The organism is Bacillus ectoiniformans (assembly GCF_016908875.1).
GTDB classification, from domain to species: Bacteria; Bacillota; Bacilli; order Bacillales; family Domibacillaceae; genus Bacillus_BX; species Bacillus_BX ectoiniformans.
The window spans coordinates 64,098-82,604 of sequence record NZ_JAFBES010000004.1 but is presented as its reverse complement, the minus strand read 5'-3'; the positions used below and the strand labels follow the sequence as shown (position 1 = coordinate 82,604).

18 protein-coding genes, 2 pseudogenes and 1 riboswitch are annotated in these 18,507 nt (G+C 41.5%); of the genes and pseudogenes, 14 read left to right on the top strand and 6 right to left on the bottom strand.

The features are described from left to right. The first annotated feature begins 1 nt into the window (after window position 1). The 6 genes from JOC78_RS07380 (at window position 2) to JOC78_RS07355 (ending at window position 7,036) form a co-directional block, all read left to right on the top strand. Window positions 2-820: a TSUP family transporter gene (locus JOC78_RS07380; RefSeq protein WP_204553870.1), complete on the top strand. Its 819-nt coding sequence runs from the start codon at window positions 2-4 to the stop codon at window positions 818-820. Window positions 821-850: 30 nt separating this feature from the next. Continuing rightward, window positions 851-2,242 carry a bifunctional metallophosphatase/5'-nucleotidase gene (locus tag JOC78_RS07375; protein WP_204553869.1) on the top strand — a complete coding sequence of 464 codons (1,392 nt, stop codon included), beginning with the start codon at window positions 851-853 and terminating at the stop codon, window positions 2,240-2,242. Window positions 2,243-2,377: 135 nt separating this feature from the next. Beyond that, the gene (gene yunB, locus JOC78_RS07370; RefSeq protein ID WP_204553868.1) at window positions 2,378-3,127 is read left to right on the top strand and encodes a sporulation protein YunB; all 750 of its coding nucleotides are present in this window, start codon (window positions 2,378-2,380) and stop codon (window positions 3,125-3,127) included. A gap of 115 nt (window positions 3,128-3,242) precedes the next feature. Then, a riboswitch (Lysine riboswitch) is annotated at window positions 3,243-3,432 on the top strand. A 140-nt stretch (window positions 3,433-3,572) separates the two neighbouring features. Then, a complete protein-coding gene (locus tag JOC78_RS07365) occupies window positions 3,573-5,153 on the top strand; it encodes a Na+/H+ antiporter NhaC family protein (RefSeq protein ID WP_204553867.1) in 1,581 nt (526 codons plus the stop codon). Between the two features lie 261 nt (window positions 5,154-5,414). Beyond that, window positions 5,415-6,929: a sodium-dependent transporter gene (locus JOC78_RS07360; protein WP_204553866.1), complete on the top strand. Its 1,515-nt coding sequence runs from the start codon at window positions 5,415-5,417 to the stop codon at window positions 6,927-6,929. Next, the gene (locus tag JOC78_RS07355) at window positions 6,929-7,036 is read left to right on the top strand and encodes a methionine/alanine import family NSS transporter small subunit (RefSeq protein WP_204553865.1); all 108 of its coding nucleotides are present in this window, start codon (window positions 6,929-6,931) and stop codon (window positions 7,034-7,036) included. Before JOC78_RS07360 ends, JOC78_RS07355 begins: the two co-directional genes overlap by 1 nt. 46 nt (window positions 7,037-7,082) lie before the next feature. Here the strand turns inward: JOC78_RS07355 and JOC78_RS07350 are convergent, their stop codons facing one another. Continuing rightward, window positions 7,083-8,012, bottom strand: coding sequence for a M23 family metallopeptidase (locus JOC78_RS07350; protein ID WP_204554164.1), 930 nt, complete (start codon window positions 8,010-8,012; stop codon window positions 7,083-7,085). A 279-nt stretch (window positions 8,013-8,291) separates the two neighbouring features. Between JOC78_RS07350 and lipA the strand changes: the two are divergent. Next, a pseudogene (gene lipA, locus JOC78_RS07345) lies at window positions 8,292-9,230 on the top strand (lipoyl synthase); the annotation flags it as partial. Window positions 9,231-9,550: 320 nt separating this feature from the next. Here lipA and JOC78_RS07340 read toward each other — a convergent pair. After that, window positions 9,551-10,216 (bottom strand): YhcN/YlaJ family sporulation lipoprotein, encoded by a 666-nt coding sequence (locus tag JOC78_RS07340; RefSeq protein ID WP_204553863.1) that lies wholly within the window; start codon window positions 10,214-10,216, stop codon window positions 9,551-9,553. A gap of 108 nt (window positions 10,217-10,324) precedes the next feature. Here JOC78_RS07340 and JOC78_RS07335 point away from each other — a divergent pair, with 108 nt between their 5' ends. Beyond that, window positions 10,325-10,600, top strand: coding sequence for a YutD family protein (locus JOC78_RS07335; RefSeq protein ID WP_204553862.1), 276 nt, complete (start codon window positions 10,325-10,327; stop codon window positions 10,598-10,600). Window positions 10,601-10,701: 101 nt separating this feature from the next. On the opposite strand, the gene JOC78_RS07330 is transcribed toward JOC78_RS07335, so the two are convergent. Beyond that, entirely contained in the window at window positions 10,702-11,010 is a 309-nt protein-coding gene (locus JOC78_RS07330; RefSeq protein WP_239587062.1) for a cytosolic protein, read from the bottom strand. Between the two features lie 100 nt (window positions 11,011-11,110). Continuing rightward, a complete protein-coding gene (locus tag JOC78_RS07325; RefSeq protein ID WP_204553861.1) occupies window positions 11,111-11,377 on the bottom strand; it encodes a DUF3055 domain-containing protein in 267 nt (88 codons plus the stop codon). Between the two features lie 154 nt (window positions 11,378-11,531). Between JOC78_RS07325 and hepT the strand changes: the two genes are divergently transcribed. Beyond that, window positions 11,532-11,969 (top strand): type VII toxin-antitoxin system HepT family RNase toxin, encoded by a 438-nt coding sequence (gene hepT, locus JOC78_RS07320; protein ID WP_204553860.1) that lies wholly within the window; start codon window positions 11,532-11,534, stop codon window positions 11,967-11,969. Between the two features lie 66 nt (window positions 11,970-12,035). Beyond that, complete coding sequence (locus tag JOC78_RS07315; protein ID WP_204553859.1) at window positions 12,036-12,806, top strand: TIGR01457 family HAD-type hydrolase; 771 nt, start codon at window positions 12,036-12,038, stop codon at window positions 12,804-12,806. 547 nt (window positions 12,807-13,353) lie between these two features. Here JOC78_RS07315 and JOC78_RS07310 read toward each other — a convergent pair. Further along, on the bottom strand, window positions 13,354-13,854 hold the full coding sequence (locus JOC78_RS07310; protein ID WP_204553858.1) for a phosphatidylglycerophosphatase A family protein: 501 nt from the start codon (window positions 13,852-13,854) through the stop codon (window positions 13,354-13,356). Between the two features lie 192 nt (window positions 13,855-14,046). Here JOC78_RS07310 and yutH point away from each other — a divergent pair, with 192 nt between their 5' ends. Together yutH and JOC78_RS07300 are read left to right on the top strand one after the other, a co-directional pair. Beyond that, window positions 14,047-15,054 carry a spore coat putative kinase YutH gene (gene yutH, locus JOC78_RS07305; RefSeq protein ID WP_204553857.1) on the top strand — a complete coding sequence of 336 codons (1,008 nt, stop codon included), beginning with the start codon at window positions 14,047-14,049 and terminating at the stop codon, window positions 15,052-15,054. 53 nt (window positions 15,055-15,107) lie between these two features. Next, a complete protein-coding gene (locus JOC78_RS07300) occupies window positions 15,108-16,088 on the top strand; it encodes an NAD(P)-dependent oxidoreductase (protein WP_204553856.1) in 981 nt (326 codons plus the stop codon). A 101-nt stretch (window positions 16,089-16,189) separates the two neighbouring features. Here the strand turns inward: JOC78_RS07300 and JOC78_RS07295 are convergent. After that, a pseudogene (locus JOC78_RS07295) lies at window positions 16,190-16,405 on the bottom strand (NifU family protein); the annotation flags it as partial. Window positions 16,406-16,599: 194 nt separating this feature from the next. Between JOC78_RS07295 and JOC78_RS07290 the strand changes: the two are divergent. Both JOC78_RS07290 and gabT read left to right on the top strand, forming a co-directional pair. Then, window positions 16,600-16,920, top strand: coding sequence for a YuzD family protein (locus tag JOC78_RS07290; RefSeq protein ID WP_204553854.1), 321 nt, complete (start codon window positions 16,600-16,602; stop codon window positions 16,918-16,920). 220 nt (window positions 16,921-17,140) lie between these two features. Continuing rightward, complete coding sequence (gabT, locus tag JOC78_RS07285) at window positions 17,141-18,499, top strand: 4-aminobutyrate--2-oxoglutarate transaminase (protein ID WP_204553853.1); 1,359 nt, start codon at window positions 17,141-17,143, stop codon at window positions 18,497-18,499. The last annotated feature ends 8 nt before the right edge of the window (window positions 18,500-18,507 follow it).

Genomic DNA, 18,507 nt, shown 5'->3' with positions numbered 1-18,507 from the left:
TGTGGAGTGGGTTTTACTGATGAGCATTGGTCTAGTAGCAGGGACGATCGGCTCGTTAATCGGTCTTGGCGGCGGTGTGATCATTGTTCCTGCTATTCTATACTTTGGATCAATGGCCATGCTGTTGGATTTATCACCGCAGCAAGCGGTAGGTACGTCACTTATTATTATGATCTTTACCGGCCTGTCTTCTACTCTTGCTTATATGAAATATAAAACCGTCGATTATAAAAGCGGGTGGATATTCTTCATTGGCAGTGGGCCAGGGGGTATTGCGGGAGCTTATGTGAACCGCATTTTAAATATGGAATCTTTTCAAGTCTACTTTGGTATCTTTATGATCATCACGGCTTTAATATTGATGTTCAGATCTAAGGTCAAGCCTCTTCCGGCAGCGGGAAAAGGCGGTATTCAGCGAATCTTTACTGAAAAAAATGGCCAACAACTTACATATAGCTTTCAGCCGTCACAGGCTATTCTAATCGCCTTTTTGATCGGTTTTCTTTCCGGGATATTTGGTATTGGCGGCGGTTCCTTGCTTGTGCCGGCAATGATTTTGCTTTTTGCTTTTCCGCCCCATGTAGCCGTGGCAACGTCTATGTTTATTATTTTTTTGTCAGCGATTATTAGCTCTTTAACTCATGTTGCATTTGGACATGTGGTGTGGCTGTATGCGCTGGCCTTAATTCCGGGAGCTTGGATTGGAGCTAAAGCAGGAGCTTATCTCAATACAAAATTGAAATCGAAAGCACTTGTATCACTGCTTAGAATTATTTTAATCATCATCGGCATACGATTAATATATCAGGGTCTTGCTTAACTCTTTCCGCAAGAAATGAGGTGTTTATCTTTGAAAGAAACCATTCATATTTATCATACCAATGATCTTCATAGCCATTTCGAAAATTGGCCTCGCATACACCAGTTTTTGCAAGATAGAAAAGTGACACATACAGAAGCAGGAGAAGATGTGCTGGTCGTTGATTTAGGAGACCACGTCGATCGTGCCCACCCATATACGGAGGGTACGCTTGGCAGAGGCAATGTCAAGCTCTTAAATGAAGCTGGCTATGATGCGGTTACCATTGGAAATAATGAAGGAATTACCCTCTCTAAAGAAGGGCTGAACCGGCTTTACGAGGAAGCAGAATTCCCAGTGGTCATCGCGAATCTGTTCGACAAGCAAGGACAGCGGCCGCAGTGGGCGATTCCTTATAAAATCTTTGAATTAAGACAAGGTTTAAAGGTAGCTATTACGGCAGTAACCGCTTTTTTCTCTGTATCCTATGAACAGCTGGGCTGGAAACTGTCTGTTCCTTTAGAAGAGTTAAAAAAGCAGGTAAACGATCTGAAAGAACAAGCAGATCTTGTCATTGTCTTTTCTCACCTTGGCTTGCATGATGATGAAAAGATCGCAGAGGAATTGCCTGTGGATCTAGTGCTCGGCGCTCATACTCATCACTTATTGCATGAAGGAAAAGAAATCAATGGAACTCTTCTCGCGGCTGCGGGCAAATTCGGATATTATGTCGGACATGTGGAAATTGATATAGACCCTTTAACTAAGCAGGTTCTAACGAAAAGAGCAAGGGTGTATGAAACGAATAAACAATTGAAAGCACCTAAACAAGAAAAGCAGCAAATTGAGAGTTATACAGCATTGGGAAAACAAGTACTAAAACAGCCGATTGTCTCCCTTCCTGTTCCCCTGGAAAATCATTGGTTTCAGCCTTCTGTTTTACCCGAAATGCTAAATGAAGCGCTGCTTGAATGGTGCGAAGCGGATTGCGCTTTTTTAAATGCCGGTGTGGTGCTGAATGGACTCTCAGAAGGAACAGTGACGAAGTATGACCTGCACCAAATGCTGCCTCATCCAATTAATCCTTGTTTAATCCTTCTTTCTGGTGCGGAGCTTAAAGAGGTCATTAAACAGACCCTCGACGAGAAGTGGCCGCATTTGGCTATTAAAGGACTCGGTTTTAGAGGGAAAGTGATGGGACGCTTTGTGTACAGTCAAATTGAAGCGGATCTTGAGAAATACACATTTAAAGTAGCAGGAAAAGAGATTGAACCGAAACGAATCTATCGGGTGGCTACATTGGATATGTTCACCTACGGACACTTCTTTACCGAGCTGTACAGGGCAGCGGACAAACAATACTTTATGCCGGAATTTCTCAGAGACGTAATGGAATGGAAGCTGCTTCAGCTGTATCATAAGCCGGAATGCAGCGAATTGTAGAGGCTGAATCCATCTAAGTGCGGATGACTCTTGCAAATATTTCAATCAATTAAAAAACATCTTTGCCTAAAAAATATTTTTGCGTTATCCCTTCTTCTTGCCGCATACATATAGCTAATAGAAGGAGGGGTTTTTTTGGCTGCGCCTAGAAAATGGAAAACGAAAAGAGGGCCGCTCCCTCTGCAATATGTCTTATTAATTACCCTGATTCTCTTCACTTTTTCGACTGCTTCAAGCCTTTGGATCATCAATGAAAGTGTAAAGCCAACTCTGCTCAGCTATGCGGAAACGGAGACGAGAAGGATTGCAGCGATGGTGATCAGTAAAGCGATTAACAAAAAAATAGCTCATGTCATTGATATTAATGACATCATTGAAACGGTTCCGGGTGATACAACGACGACTAAATTTAATACGGAAATCATTAATCGAGTGCTTGCTGAAACCACAAATTTAGTGCAGTTGAACTTAAAAGAAGCGGAAAAAGGAAATTTGCAGGCGCTTGAGCTGCTGGCTGATGTAGAAATTGAAAACGAAGAAACGGAAAATTCAGAAGGCATTGTGTACACGATTCCTTTAGGGCAAGTGACAAATAACGCTTTGCTCGGAAACTTAGGTCCTAAAGTGCCGATTCGATTTCATGCCATTGGTGATGTGAAGTCGGATGTGAAATCAAATGTAAAACCTTATGGCATTAATAATGCATATGTAGAAGTGTTTATTGAAGTAGAAGTCAGCGTGCAAATCATTGTTCCATTTGCCACAAAAGTGACAACTGTTAAGCAGGATATTCCTGTTGCAATGGGGCTTATACATGGCCAAGTTCCGAATTTCTATAACGGAGGCGGAAATACTTCACCATCCATTACAGTACCTGCCAAATAGACAGACTGTGGCAGGAGAGGGTGGTTTTGCAAGGGAAGGCAGGAAAAAGGTCTTGGCAAAAGAATTATTAACTGTTACACTTTTACTAACTGAATAGTTGAACCTTATCACAATCCGGTGGGGTAGAGGCTGCAGAATTAATGAGTAAACAGCGTGAGGATGACAACAGAGATCGCGGTTGAAAGGTGGTTTTGCCGAAGTACCATATATGTGTCAGCATAGTTGGTATTGGGGTTATTCTGAAAAAGAGTAACACTCTCATTGCAGAATGAATAGATTGTCTGTAATGGGGAGCTACAGATCGCGATGGAGGAAAGACTTGCATTACGACAAAAGGTAATGATAGTTTTCTCTATCAATGCCTTTTTTTTGTGCTTAAAAAAGCGCAGGTGTACATTTCCGATTCCGTAGTCCGCCTCTTTCACATCAACAGGAGGAGAAAAAAATGGAAAATACAATCTTTTCGTTATTGCCCCCAGCATTAGCCATTTTAATGGTTATTCTGACGAGGCGAGTACTGCTTTCATTAGGAGTGGGAATTATTGCTTCCGCTTTATTGCTTGCAGATTTTAACTTAGGAAAAACAGTATCGATTGCCTGGGGAGCTGCTTCAGGTAATGTATATGCAGACGGAGAATGGAGTACGTGGAACCTTTACATTGTGTTCTTTTTACTTATTCTTGGTATGATCACTGCGTTTATTAACATATCCGGTGGAAGCCGTGCGTTTGGAGAATGGGTAACCACTCGAGTGAAATCAAGGGTTGGCGCTCAAATTATGGCAGCGATCCTCGGGATTATTATTTTTATTGATGATTATTTTAACGCACTTGCGGTCGGACAGATTTCACGTCCAATTACAGATCGCCAGCGGATTTCACGTTCTAAGCTTGCTTATATTATTGATTCAACATCAGCTCCGGTTTGTGTTGTTTCTCCAATTTCTAGCTGGGGAGCGTACATTATTGGGATTATCGGAACGATTCTCGTATCACATGAGGTCACTCAATATACGGCATTCTCTGCGTTTTTGCAAATAATACCAATGAATTTCTATGTATGGGTGGCTTTAGGACTTGTTTTCCTTTCAGCCTACATGCAATTTGATTTTGGTCCGATGAAAAAGCATGAAATGCATACGATTCAAACAGGAGAGGTTCACCCGACAGATCGCGAAGCTGCGGGCGAATTGAAAGATGATCTGCCTGTCAGTTCAAAAGGAACGGTTGGAGATTTGCTTTGGCCAATTATTGCTTTAATTGTTGGGACAGTAGCTGCAATGCTTTGGACCGGCAGCCAGGCGGTTGAAGGAGAAGTGACGATTCTAAAGATCTTTGAAAGCACAGACGTAGCTAAATCATTACTGTACGGCGGTTTGTTTGGGTTATTGGTTTCAGTCATTATGTTCCTCCGTCAAAGCATGGTCTTTAAAGGCGTCGATACTGGCATCTTCTTTACAGGTGTGTGGGAAGGCATTAAATCAATGCTTCCTGCGGTTTATATTTTATTCTTTGCTTGGACGATCGTCGCATTAATTGGCGAGCTTGAAACAGGAAAGTACTTGGCAGGATTAGTTGAGAAATCCAACATGGATATTGCCTTCTTGCCAGTCGTTTTATTCCTTGTAGCAGGGGTCATGGCTTTCTCTACAGGAACGTCATGGGGATCATTCGGCATCCTTCTTCCGATTGCTGGGGAAATCGCTGCATCAACAGACATTTCACTTTTGCTTCCAGCCATGGCGGCAGTTCTAGCCGGAGCGGTATTTGGAGATCATTGCTCACCTATTTCAGATACAACGATCCTTTCATCAACTGGAGCAGGAAGCAATCATATTGATCACGTTCTAACCCAGACTCCATATGCCTTATTAGCGGCTGCGATTGCTGCTATTGGGTTTGTAGTCATTGGTTTCACAGGAAATGCTTGGATTTCATTAGCTGTATCACTCGCATTATTAGTGGCGACGGCTTTTGTTTTGAAAAAGATGAATCCAATGGATGAGGTTGTAGAAGAATCTAAATAGTAATTTTGTAGCTGGCTCATGAAATTTTCTTTTCTTTTTTTCGCCATAAACTTTTCAGGAATTTAGAGAAGTTGACGCATAGAAGAGAAGATCACATACATGAGCCAGCTTTTTTATGCATGGAAAAAATTATTCTTAAAAAATTTTTGAAAATAATATTTACTATTACATAATTACTAGATATAATAATGATGATAATTTTAAATTGTCTGAATAAAGGTAAAATTTCTAAAATAGGATAGAGTTATAGGAGGGATTATTATGGATCAACAACGTCAGCAGTGGGGAACAAGAGCAGGTTTTATCTTGGCTGCAGTCGGGTCTGCAATTGGGTTAGGGAATATTTGGAGGTTTCCTGCAGTCGCTTATGAAAATGGTGGAGGCGCTTTCTTTGTTCCGTATTTATTCGCATTATTAACAGCAGGTATTCCGTTATTAGTTCTTGAATTTACAATTGGACATAAATACAAAGGTTCAGCTCCATTATCGTATGCGCGATTAAGCAAAAAGTTTGAATGGCTTGGCTGGTGGCAGGTGGCGATTTCATTCGTTATATCTACTTATTACGCCGTTATTATCGCTTGGGCGATGTCGTTCTCATTCTTCTCCTTTGATTTAAAGTGGGGAGACGATCCAGGAGGCTTCTTGTTTGGAGAGTACTTAAAGTTAGCTGAAGCTCCAGGAGAAGTTGGAGGAATTGTTTCAGGTGTATTTATTCCGTTAGTCGTTGTTTGGGTGATTACACTAGGAATCTTAGTTAAAGGTGTTAAAAAAGGGATTGAGGCAGCAAACAAAATCTTTATTCCTGCACTTGTTATTTTATTCTTAATTATTGTTGTACGGGCACTGACTTTAGACGGAGCTATGGCAGGTCTTGATGCATTCTTCAAACCGAATTGGAGCACCATTGCTGATCCAAAAGTTTGGGTAGCAGCTTATGGTCAAATCTTCTTCAGTTTATCAATCGCTTTTGCAATAATGGTCACATATTCAAGTTATCTTCCAAAGAAAACAGATTTAACGAATAATGCATTTATTACTGGTTTTGCAAACTCAGGTTTCGAACTTTTAGCTGGTATTGGCGTATTCGCTGCATTAGGCTTCATGGCTCAGCAGCAAGGAGTGCCAATTAATGAAGTAGTTACAGCAGGAGTGGGCTTGGCTTTCGTTGTCTTCCCGCAAATTATTAACGAATTCCCTGCATTCAATGGCCTGTTTGGCACACTATTCTTTGTCTGTTTAACACTTGCTGGTTTAACGTCATTGATGTCGATTGTTGAGACATTTGTCGCAGGTGTACAAGATAAATTTAATGTTTCGAGAACAAAAGCCGTATTAGTCGGCGGGGGCTTATCCGCCATTATCTCGATTCTGTTTGCAACAAACGGGGGCTTGTATTTCTTAGATGCGGCAGATTATTTCATTAACCAATTCGGTGTTGCACTAGCTGGATTAGTGGAAGTAGTAGTTGTTGCATGGGTACTAAAAGAGCTTAACAATCTTAAATCACATGCAGACAGCATCTCAGATATCATGCTGGGTGCTTGGTGGAAAGTATGTCTTGCGGGTATTACACCAATCATCTTAGGTTACATGATGTTCCAAAATATCTTAACGAACATTAAAGATAATTATGAAGGATACCCGACTAGCTTCTTATTATATTCCGGATGGGCTGTAGCCATTGGCGCCATTGTCATTGGATTTGTGTTCATGTCATTGAAATGGAGAAAGAGTCCTCATGAAATGAATAATGGAAATAAGGAGGTATCATAATGTCAGGCAGCGCAATCGTGATGATGATTATGGGAATAGTAATTATTTGGGGCGGGCTTGGAGCAAGTATTGCAAACGCAGTGGCTAAGTCCAAAAAGGCCAAGTAAATAAGAAGAAGGGTGTATAGCTGAATGTGCTATACACCCTTCTTTATTAGGAGTCTGATTGCCGCTCCCAATTTTTCAAATGAGGATACGGATCAAAAGACCATTCGTTTTTGCCATTGTCCTTGTACATGCCAAAATGCAGATGCGGAGGGAATTTTCCTGATGTGCCAGGCGGGCCATAGCCTGTGCTGCCGACACCGCCAATGATGGTGCCGGGTGCTACAGTTTGTCCAATTTTTAAGCCATCAGCAAACCCGTTTAGGTGGGCGTAGTAATAGTATGTGTTATTGATATCGCGGATGCCAATTCTCCAGCCGCCAAAGCGGTTCCAGCCCTTCATTTCTACGATACCGTATGAAACAGAACGGACTGGCACGCTGTAATTGGCAAAAATATCGGTTCCTTCATGGGTTCTTCTGCCGCCCCAACCGCGAGCATCTCCCCACGTATTCTTATATGAATAGTTAAACCGTTTAGGAAGAGGAAAAGTTTTATCCTGCAAGTTCAGTTTTCCATAGTTTTTATACATCATGGCGTTACCGATAATTAGACTGACTGACTTGTCCCGCTGATAATAGCGCCATAAGGCAATTTTTATGTTGTCATGGTCGGTCCCATAAGATAAAAGGTATTTTCCAATGGCAGCTAATACATCTTCGCTATCCGTCCGGTCTGCTTTCCCATCCCCATTTCCATCTACACCAACCCCATGAAAGAAAGCAATAGTTAAAGGGGAAGTATCCTCATGATTAGGGTTCATATACCCCGCCCACTTTTCCGGCGGAATATAAACAGAAATGTTATCTTTAGGTTTAGGCAAGTCATCCCTTACAAACCGGAGACTTCTTTCATATTGATCGATCCCTGCATAGTAATACCAGGGGATCGCAGTAGCTGTCTCCATCTTTTTAAATAATTCCATCCGGTTCTGATACATTCTTTTATCAGCTTCGGTTTCGGCCGCTTCAAAAGGCATCGCATTCAGAAACCATATGGATAGAACCAGCCAAATGACTTTCTTCAAAAATATTCCCTCCCATTAGTAAAGGTTTCCTTTTATTTTGCGATAAAAAGCAGAAAATCATTCATGAAAATACTGTATTGTTCCGCTAGACATGAAAAGTTGTGTTACAATATTTACTGTGATAAAGTGTCAAAAGAACGTACTTTCTTTCTTTTAGATGAGGGTCTGTTTTAGTCGACTGATACAGGCTGAGCCATACATAGTCACTCTGGACTCTTTTTGCTATAACAGAAACGAATGGAGATGAAGAGAATGAGCAAAAAAGAGGAACATTTGCGTAAACCGGAATGGTTAAAAATAAAGCTTAATACGAATGAAAACTATACAGGTTTAAAGAAAATGATGCGCGAAAACAACCTGCACACCGTTTGTGAAGAGGCCAAGTGTCCTAATATTCACGAATGCTGGGCAGTTCGCCGGACAGCAACATTCATGATCTTAGGTGATGTATGTACGAGAGCCTGCCGTTTTTGTGCGGTTAAAACCGGTCTTCCAACAGAATTGGACTTGCAGGAACCAGAACGAGTAGCTGATTCTGTTCAATTAATGAACTTGAAGCATGTTGTTATTACAGCCGTTGCCCGTGATGATTTAAAAGATGGCGGGGCAGCCGTATTCGCAGAAACAGTTCGTGCCATTCGCAGAAAGAACCCGTTTACTTCTATTGAAGTATTGCCTTCAGACATGGGCGGCGTGGAAGAAAATCTTCGTGTGCTTATGGATGCGCGTCCTGATATTATGAATCATAATATTGAAACGGTGAAACGCTTGTCTCCAAGAGTCCGTGCCCGTGCAAAATACGAACGTTCTTTAGAGTTTTTGAAGAGAGCCAAAGACATGCAGCCGGATATTCCAACGAAATCGAGTATCATGATTGGGCTTGGCGAAACGAAGGAAGAAATTATTGAAACGATGGATGATCTGCGTGCGAATAACGTGGATATTATGGCGATCGGCCAATATTTGCAGCCTTCTAAAAAACACTTGAAGGTGCAAAAATATTATCACCCAGACGAGTTTGCGGAGCTTCGTGAAATCGCTATGACAAAAGGCTTTAGCCACTGTGAAGCGGGACCTCTTGTCCGTTCTTCTTACCATGCCGATGAACAAGTAAACGCAGCTTCAAAGGCCAAACAAGAACAAGGTGAAATCGCTTCGCTTGAAGCATAAGATAGCAAGGAGCCGCTCTCTTCGTGAGAGCGGCTCCTTACATATGCAGAGAATCTGGCATCAGCTTCGGCAACCAAGTGAGTTGCTGATAACCCGAGCAAAGTTGCTGATAAATCTAAAAAGTTGCCGATAACCCGAGCAAAGTTGCCGATATCGTCTAAAAAGCCTATTTGCCCTTCACACCTGAGCAAACGACTTTTACATTTCGGATTGTCCAGTAAAATACGCTAGGAGCTCGGGTCAAAAGATCAGACACCATAAAGGCAAAGAGCGCCTTTTTGGTATCTGCCTATTTGCCTGTCGCTCCTGAACAGCGCATTTTACATTTCTTTGTCAGCCTTGGTTTCTCCATTTGGGTTTTCGCCTTCTACGGTGCTTTTGCCTTGTGGAGAGTTAGCTTTCATTAATTTGATGGTTTTTTCGATTGTGTCTTCGGCTCCATCCATGTTAGGGCCCATTGGTGCAATGTTTTCGATGTCACGGCGAAGGCCGGTGTCATCGGTTACGTAGACATGGTACCAGCGTGGAACGACACTCATGGCTGTCCGCTTTACTTGGTCAGCGGCATTCATGCGTTCTTTTTTTGTTTTTGCATCGGTATCATAAGCGATCAATACTTCCTCATCAGTTACGAGCACAGAACAGTCATTGACTGATGGATTTGCTACACTTAGTTTACTGATGGCATCAGCCGTACGCTCCCGATCCATGGTATACATATCTTTATAAGAAACGGTTTGTCCTTGGATCGGACTTTTTTGCTGGCGGACATAGCCGAATTCAGCATTTGATCGTTTGGTCATGACCTCGTCTTTATACGTACGGGTTTCATTTTCGTTATAAAGGTCTTCACGGTCACGAACATTCAGTGTATTCCCATTTTTATGAACCATTCCTTGCTCATCAGCAGCATTGTCATTATTCATATTACAGCCTGCAAGCATCACGAAGCTTGCCACACCCATAGCTAATAGTGGTTTTTTCATTTTTAGCACCCCCTAGGCATTAGATTGCCCTCGGTTTATTGATTTTTTGCTTAGTAATTTATGGCGAATCCGCTATAATGAAAGAAGGATGAAAAGGATGGTGAAATAATGGTTTGTATTCAAAATCATTGCTATGAAATCATTGATGAAAATAACGATGGATTTAATGAGGAAGTATTCCGTGAACGATACAGCGACATTTTAACTAAGTATGATTACATTGTAGGCGACTGGGGATACGGTCAGCTGCGATTAAAGGGCTTTTATGATGATAAAAATCAAAAGGCTTCATTTGATTCTAAAATCGGCACATTAAAGGAATATTTATATGAATACTGCAATTTCGGCTGTGCCTATTTCGTCGCAAAAAAAATAAAGAAGTAATCAAGGGAGAATCAAGCATGTAATGGCTTGGTTTTTTCTTTTTTTTAGAGGGAGCATTTACAAAAAGCTGCCTTTGTAAAATGAAGGCAGCCTGATCTTTGTTAAGACGTAGATACGTCATCGTATGGAGGACTTTCATTCTCTTCTGGGTCGTCGTGGGGCGGGTGGGCACCTTCCATTTGTCTAGGCAAATGCTGATGCAGCGTCTTATTTTCATAGTTAAAGGCACTGTAATATCTTTGTCCTTCTTCCCATGGAGTGGACTTGTTGCTAACGGGTTTGTCTTTATTAATTGGTGATCCATAAGGTCCTTCCGGCAGCTGCTCAGGCGTTAAAAAGTTGCGTCCGGCTTCTACATTCGAAAAGTCTGTATATTTTTCTTCCTCTTCCATTTCATCGTTTGGAAACATGGTGAACACCTCCAGCGTCTTTTCACATTAATTTGTCCGAGAGCGGGTGAAATATTCGCATGAAAAAAGGATTCCCAATTGGAAATCCTTTGAGGCTGCATTAGATGACTTCATATAAAAAATCGCGAAGTTCACTTGCTTCTTCTTCGTTTAATTGGAAAGCGTGTTCGAGATAACCGGGTTCATCTAAATCATCGCGGCCAATGATAGCAAAGCGGCTGCCCTGAATATTTAAGACTAATTTCTTTCCGTAATGCCGATCAGTGTGAGTGATGGCAAGGTCATAGCGGTGATGTTCACCCATGAATGAAACGAAACGGGTTTTCGTATCTTCTGTGTCATCATACAAGAAAAATCTTTCTGACATATCGATCCCTCCCTCAAGTTAAGAGCGGCGCATAGTGCGGCCAGTAGTCTTTTCATTGTAACAAATGAAAGTCCGAGTGGATAGGAATGTTTTCTCTTAAGAATTAATGGTAAAATAAGAAGGAATCAAAAGAAGTGATGGAAGGGTGCTCACTGTGTATTTTGTGGATCGGGAAAAAATCGAAGAAACATTAAAGTTCATGGAAGTTCAGCTTTCGGCTTTTGAAAAACAAAGCCAATGGGAATCAGCACTGGAGTTAGCCGCTTTAGAACGGATGGCTCACACGGTGATTGAATCTATTTTAGATGTAGGAAATGCGATGATTGATGGGTTTATCATGCGTGATCCAGGAAGCTACGAAGACATCGTAGATATTTTAGATGACGAGAAGGTGATTACGAAGGAAATGACAGCTTCTTTGAAAGTCATGGTAGGTCTGCGAAATCCGTTAGTTCGTTATTATACGAGAGTGGACCATGAAGAAGTGAAGCAGGCATTCTCAGATCATTTAGATGCCTTGAAGATGTTTCCTGAAAAGGTAAGAGCCTATTTAGTGTATGAATTAGGCCCAGTTTCTGCGTTTAAACCATAAGATGCGGCGCTTTCTTATATGAAAGCGTTTTTTTGCGCCATAATAATAAACAGAGGTGACGAATAAATGAAATCATATAAAGGATATTTAATCGATTTAGATGGAACGATGTATCGAGGCACGGAAAAGATTAAAGAAGCAGGAGACTTTATTTCCAGGTTGAATGCGGCGGGCCTTCCATATTTGTTTGTAACGAACAACTCATCAAGAACGCCTGAACAGGTGGCAGAGAAGTTAGTTGGATTTGATATTCCAACAACGCCTGAACAAGTGTTCACCACATCTATGGCAACCGCTAGTTTTATTGCCGAGAAAAAAGCCGGAGCGACTGTGTATGTGATTGGGGAAGAAGGCATTCGGTCAGCACTTGCTGAAAAAGGGCTAGAGCTAGTTGACCATGAACAAGCGGATTTTGTTGTAGTGGGCATTGACCGGGGAATTACGTATGAAAAGCTGGCAACTGCCTGCTTAGCCGTTCGTAACGGAGCAACGTTTATTTCTACAAATGGTGATATTGCGATTCCAACAGAGCGGGGCTTGCTGCCGGGGAATGGATCACTGACATCTGTAGTAGCGGTCTCTACCCAAACGGATCCGATTTTTATCGGTAAGCCAGAATCCATCATCATGAATCAAGCTTTAAAGGTGCTCGGAACCGATAAAGAAGACACGATCATGATAGGCGACTACTACGACACAGATATCCTTGCTGGCATTAAGGCGGGGATGGATACGCTCCTTGTTTACACTGGTGTGACGCAAAAAGAGCATTTAGAGAAGTATCAGGAGCAACCAACTTACACAATTCAAACATTGGATGAATGGGAAGTGAAATAAAAAAGATCCGGCCGCATTGCGTGGGCAGCTGAAAGAATCTTTAAAGGGCAGCTGTTTAAATTAGCAGGGTGATTGGTTGTTTTCACTTCTGGATGCTTCGCTTTTCGCAGGGGGTGAGGTGAACCTCCTCTGCGTGGGCTCTCTAGTCACGACTTGAAGAATACACAATTTTTGACAGAGAAAGGGCGCCTAATTTTTAGGCTTGTGGTCATTCGCCGATAGAATCGAGGAAGCCGCCGATAGAAAGTCCAAAGCCGCTGATAGAATCACGAAACCCGCCGATAGACAGCTCTATCGGCGTTAATCGTACAATAAAACAAAAAGCAAAATTGACGAAATAAGGCTGTTTTTGCCTATTTGTTCTATAGTGATCCGTAATCGGCTCAATTTTAAGAAGAAGACTTAATTTTTGGCAGCTAATTGCTTCATCATCCAGTCAATTAGCTGAAAAAAAGCAACCTAAAACAAAAAACCAGGATCGATCCACATTTATGGAATCATCCTGGTTTTTTTTAGAATTCACTTTTTCAAACGCGGCCGGATTTTTTTATTCTGTATGTGCAGCCCGGTGAGCCAGCCTGCTTGAAGCGGCTGCGGCAATCGCTCCGATAATATCATCAAGGAAGGTATGCACCTTGCCATGCGACTTATCGTTTAAATGATCGAGAATGCCGGGTTTTTGCTTATCGATGTACCCGTAATTCGTAAACCCGATGGAACCATACACATTCACAATAGATAGGGCAAGTATTTCGTCCACGCCGTATAGTCCTTCATCGGATTCGATAATGGATTGAAGCGGTTCTTCAAGCAATCCTTTTTCCGCCAGTAGATCCATTTGAATACCTGTTAAAATCGCGTTTTGAACTTCACGTTTTCTGAGTACGCGTTCCACGTTTTCGCGGCATTCCTCTAGTTCAAGGTTTGGATGGTATTTTTGCTGCAGGAACAAAACAAGTTCAGCGATATCATCAATCGTCACTCCGCGCTCTCCAAGCCAGCGGCGCGCTGTCTGTTCCGACATACTCATAACTTTCTTCTCCTCCATAGTCATACAATCACCTTTTTCTCTAATATGTTAGTCTAAAGCAGATCTTCTTGCTATTAGTATTCAAGACGTGAATATAGAAACCCTTTAAATCATTGTATTCAACAACTGCCGTAATCATTCTATTAACTATATACCCAGTGACGTTCGTCCTTATTCATAATGACCGTAAAATGTAAGGAGGAGAAATTTATGGATGGAAAATCTTTATTAGAAAAACACTTTCAACTCCAGCCTGAACAAGTCGTAGTCGAAGGGAGCGACACTCGCTATTTAAAACAAGACTTTATTTATTCTATTATCGATGTAACAAAAGTGGAACAAGACTTTTTGCTGGATTATTATCATATGTCCAAACATTTAATTGACCAAGGTGATCGAAGAGTTTCCGCTTTTGTGAAGAGCAAAGACGAGAAATTTCTGGTGACGGAAGATAAGCAGGAGTTCGTGGTTTTACAGAATAAATATAGGAAAAGCGGTCAATATTCTTCAATTGCGAAGGAGCTTGCAATGGTTCATAAGCGCGGACGGACACTGACCGAGGAAGTGAAAGCCGTTAATTATCTAGGACTATGGAGATCTCAATGGGAGAAAAGAGTAGATGATCTGGAAAAAAGGGTGATGAATATAATTCAGCAGCCTCCATATGAACCATTTGATACTTTAGTGGCAGAGGTATTTCCTTATTATATGGGGCTTGCGGAGAATGCGATTCAATACGTCGCTGACACGGAAATGGATGATCAGCCGCTTCTCAGTGATTATGGAACAGTGTGCCATCGGAGTTTTCATGAGAAAGCTTGGGGGAATCAGACGAATTGGCGAAATCCCTTTGACTTAGTATTTGATCATGCGGGCAGAGACCTGTCTGAATGGATTCGTTCCTCCTATTGGGACCGGACTTTGTTCTATCAATCCAACTTGCAGAACTTTCTTCAAGATTATCAGCAAATAGAAAAGCTGTCTCCTTTTTCATGGCGACTGATTTACGCAAGGCTGCTGTTTCCAAGTCACTTTTTTGATTGTGTCGATCAGTATTTTTCAAGTGCCTCCATGCATGTGAAAAAAGTGAATGAAGACCGTCTAAAAGGGTATGTTCAAAAGACGAGAGAGTATGAGAGGTTTTTAGGATCCTTTTATGAAATGGTGCAAGTTCCTGTTAGGAGTTTGAAAATTCCGGAAATTATTTGGTTAAAGTAAGAGTACCTATGGTAAAATGATAGGGCGAAGAGTGACGAAAAAGAGGTGGAAATGTGAAACCATATGTATATGTGACAAGAAAAGTGCCAGAAGAAATTTATCATAAGCTTCAAGAGCAGTATGATGTAGACATGTGGCCGGAAGAAGAAGTTCAGGTGCCGAGGGAGCTGCTTTTAGAAAAAGCACAGAAGGCAGACGCTTTGCTAACTGTGATTTCTGATCAGTTAGACGAAGAGCTTTTTTCCGAAGCGAAGAACTTGAAAGTCGTAGCTAATATGGCTGTCGGTTACGACAATGTCGATTTAGATGCGGCAAGCAAACATCAAATCGCGATCTGCAACACTCCGGATGTATTAACGGATACGACGGCTGATTTAACGTTTGCCTTACTGCTTGCAACGGCTCGCAGAATGATCGAATCTGCAGAGTTTGTGAAAGAAGGAAAGTGGAAGAGCTGGTCTCCGATGCTTCTTGCCGGAACGGATGTCCACCATAAAAAAATCGGGATCGTCGGAATGGGGAAAATCGGAACTGTCGTGGCAAAAAGAGCCGCAGGTTTTGATATGGAGATTATTTATCATAACCGCAGCCGTCATGAAGTGGCTGAAGAAATGCTTGGGGCAACGTATTGTTCCTTCGATGAATTGCTAGAGACAGCGGATTTTGTTGTTTGTCTTGCTCCGCTTACTGAACATACAAGAGGAATGTTTCAGCGTGAACAATTTCAAAAAATGAAAAAAGATGCCATTTTTATTAATGCAAGCCGTGGTGCCATCATTAATGAACAAGCTTTGTACGATGCATTAGTTGCAGGCGAGATTGCAGCGGCAGGACTGGATGTATTTGAGAAAGAACCTATTAGTGCGGATCATCCGCTGTTATCCCTTTCAAATGTTGTCGCTTTGCCTCATATCGGAAGTGCAACGAAGGAAACCCGGATGGCGATGATGGAAACTTGCTGTGAGAATCTTGATGCCATCTTTAATGACCGTCCTCCAAAAACGCTAGTAAACAAAAATTTACTTAGCCTATAATAAGCTGTCTGCCACTTTTTCCTGCTGGAGAAGGTGGCATTTTTCTTTCCAAATAAAAAACCGGTAAGACATTTATCGTGTCTCACCGGTCGGCAGTTTAATTAAAATACTTGCTCTACTTCTACTACGCCTGGCACTTCTTCTAAAAGAGCACGTTCAATTCCAGCTTTCAACGTGATCGTTGAACTTGGGCAGCTGCCGCATGCGCCTAAAAGGCGAAGCTTAACGATACCATCTTCGATATCAACAAGTTCACAGTCTCCACCGTCACGTAAAAGGAATGGACGTAATTTATCTAATACCACTTGCACATCATCAATCATTTGTTGTTCTGCCAATGTAATCGACTCCTTTCATCTACCTATAATATATTATAATGATTATAATTAAAAAAATCCATCGATTGATAAACATTTTCACTATGAAGATGATTTTAATTCGATGATACTTGACTTTTAGTATAAAATGAAGAAGAAAATAGTTAAAGTTTATGAAAAAGTGGAGGTTCTTAATGAGAAAACCAGTTGAGATTATTGTATATGGAACAGAACAGCTTTGCCCAAGCTGCGTCAACTTGCCTTCATCTAAAGAAACCTATGAGTGGCTTGAAGCGGCTTTAGCTCGTAAGTATCCCAACCAGCCATTTTTCATTAGTTATGTCGATATATTTCAGCCGCAGGAAGAAGAGGAGAAACAGAATTTTGCCCAAAAAGTGATAGATGAAGACCTTTTTTATCCTGTAGTGGTGCTCGAAGGGGAAATTGTAGGGGAAGGCAATCCTAAATTAAAGGCGATCTATAAAGAAATGGAGAAGCATGGGTATACAGAATAAAGGAAATCCGACTTGGGTTTCTTTTTTTATGGATAAATAACCCATATATAAATTGTTTAAGTCAATATAGAGTTAATTAATTCACAAGTGACTTACTGACACCTAGATTTAATGTGAAAAAACTTAGAAAACTCATTTTTTTCTACCTTTTCAGACTTGGCACGCTTTTTGCATATATAAATATGTAAATAATTAAAGCAAGCTGAAAAGGGGAGTAAACATGACAAAACAATTTGCTAATATGACAGTTCAAGTACCAGGAGATAAAGCACAGAGTCTAGTTGAAAGAAGAAAACAAGCCGTTCCTCAAGGAGTCAGCAATGGAGTGCAAACATTTGCTCAATCTGCTGAAGGAGCGCTAATCCATGATGTTGACGGTAATACATTTATCGATTTCGTTGGTGCGATTGGCACAATCAATGTCGGCCACTGCCATCCGAAAGTGAAAGAAGCCTTGCATAAACAAGTAGATCAATACATTCACACAGGTTTCAATGTCATGATGTATGAGCCATACATTGAATTAGCAGAAAAATTGGCTGCGATTGCACCAGGCGACCATGACAAACAAGTCATTTTGTTAAACAGCGGAGCAGAAGCGGTAGAAAATGCGGTTAAAATTGCTCGTAAGTATACGAAGCGTCAAGGAATTGTATCATTCTCACGCGGGTATCACGGCCGTACGTTAATGACGATGACAATGACAAGCAAAGTAAAACCTTATAAATTCGAATTTGGCCCATTTGCTCCAGAAGTATACAAAGCGCCATTCCCTTATAACTATCGCCGTCCAAGCAGCACAACAGAAGAACAATACGAAGATTATATCATTGAGCAGTTTAAAGAGTTCTTCATTAATGATGTAGCACCTGAAACTGTCGCTGCTGTTGTGATGGAGCCGGTTCAAGGAGAGGGCGGATTCATCGTTCCATCTAAACGATTCGTGCAAGCTGTCTATGAAGAGTGTCAAAAACACGGCATCTTGTTCATTTCGGATGAGATCCAAGCTGGTTTCGGACGTACGGGCCGTTATTTCGGCATCGAGCACTTTGATGTAGTGCCTGATTTATTAACGGTATCTAAGTCTATGGCTGCGGGACTTCCAATCAGCGGTGTAATTGGCCGCAAGGAAATCATGGAAGTTTCATCTCCGGGAGAACTTGGCGGAACATATGCAGGAAGTCCGCTTGGCTGCGCGGCTGCTTTAGCAGTGCTTGATATTATGGAAGAAGAGCAATTAAATGAGCGCGGTGAGAAACTTGGTGAAGTAGTGATGAACCGCTTCCGTCAACTAGCTGATAAATATGAAGAGATTGGTGAGGTTCGCGGTTTAGGTTCTATGTGCGCAATGGAATTAGTGAAAGACAAAGAAACGAAAGAGCCGAATAAAGAGTTAACGAACTTAATTATTGCTGAAGCAAATAAGCGCGGATTATTGCTTCTGAGCGCTGGTGCATACGGTAATGTTCTTCGAATTCTTATGCCTTTAGTTATTACCGATGAGCAATTAGCTGAAGGGCTGGATATTTTAGAGGAATCAATGGCAGCTGCTGTCTCACACTTATCTGTAGAAGTGTAATTTCCTGA